This is a genomic window from Phytoactinopolyspora endophytica, assembly GCF_004138495.1.
Lineage (GTDB): Bacteria > Actinomycetota > Actinomycetes > Jiangellales > Jiangellaceae > Phytoactinopolyspora > Phytoactinopolyspora endophytica.
In genome coordinates, this window is sequence record NZ_ML142856.1 from 190505 (window position 1) to 191866 (window position 1362).

The 1362-nt window shown below is 66.8% G+C and carries 2 protein-coding genes; both read right to left on the bottom strand.

The annotated features are described in order from the left end of the window. A partial coding sequence (locus tag ELR45_RS17215; protein WP_240759810.1) for an aldo/keto reductase occupies window positions 1–734 on the bottom strand: 734 nt, incomplete at its 3' end. A 192-nt stretch (window positions 735–926) separates the two neighbouring features. After that, the coding region (locus tag ELR45_RS17220) for a class I SAM-dependent methyltransferase (protein ID WP_205856751.1) at window positions 927–1362 on the bottom strand (436 nt) is incomplete at its 5' end.

A 1362-nucleotide genomic window follows, 5' to 3' on the forward strand; every position in this document is an offset into this window, starting at 1 on the left:
ACGTCGAGCCGGCGCTCGTCGCTGAACTGCTCGGCAAACGTGGGGTACGCGGCTCGACGAAGGTCGGTCTGCTCACCCCGCCGGACCCGCCCGGTGAGCATGCCCTTGGCGAGCGGGCTCCACACCATCGTGCCCATCCCGTAGCGCTGTGTGACGGGCAGCACCTCGGTCTCGATGCCACGGCTGAGGATGGAGTAGCTCGGCTGCTCGGTGCGGAACCGTTCCAGGCCGCGCCGCTCGGCCACCCAGTGGGCCTCGACGATTTCGGAGGCGGGCATCGCGGACGACCCGATGGCACGGACCTTGCCGCTACGGACCAGGTCTGACAGCGCCGACAGCGTCTCCTCAATGTCGGTATCCGGGTCCGGCCGATGGATCTGGTAGAGGTCGATGTGATCGGTGCGCAGGCGACGTAGCGAGTCTTCCACGGCACGCATCAGCCATCGCCGGGAAGCGCCCTGATGGTTCGAATCTTCGCCCATCGGGAGCCGTGCCTTGGTGGCGAGCACGACGTCGTCGCGGCGGCCCTGAAGGGCCTTGCCGACGATCTCCTCGGACTCGCCACGGGAGTACGCGTCGGCGGTGTCGACGAAGTTGATCCCTGCGTCCAGGGCCTTGTGGATGATCTTGATCGAGTCGTCGTGGTCGGGGTTGCCGATGGCGCCGAACATCATTGCGCCTAGCGCATAAGGGCTGACTTTGATGCCGGTCCGGCCGAGGGTGCGGTACTGCATGCGGCTCTCCTGGGTTGTGGCGAGGTGTGGGTGAGCGTGCTTTCGATGCCATATCCTGAACCGAAGCGGAACGCTCTTCCAGAACTATACGGAATATCATTCCGTTTATGCAAGCGAACAAGCTGCCCGCGTTCACCACCACCCGCCCCTCCCCCGGAAATCCGACAGGCTCGCGCGTGGAGCCCAGCGTCTTTACCGCAGGCGTTGCGCTCGCAGGATGGTGTCGCGGGTATGGTGCGTGCCCGCTGGGGCGGGAGCGGTTCGTGGGCGGGTTTCGTTGATCAGAACGGTCCAGTTGTCGTCGAGGAGCCTCGCGATGTCGGCGGGCTGGTAGTAATCGCGGTAGTCGGAACCGTGCCCCCGGCGTGAGGACAGGTCGGCGAGGTCGTGGCCGACGAAGAGCAGGGTGCCCCCGGGTACGACGGCGTCCAGCAGGCCGCGTAGCGCCGCGTGGTCCGGCTGACGTGGAAGCGGGAAGTATTGGGCGGAGACCAGATCGAACACGCCGCTTGGGGGCGGCGCGGTGGTCAGATCGCCGTGCACCCACGCCACGCGGTCGTTGACGTCCCCGGCTGCGGCAGCGGCGCGTTGCAGTGCTGTCCGGGAGATGTCGACCCCCGTGACCTGC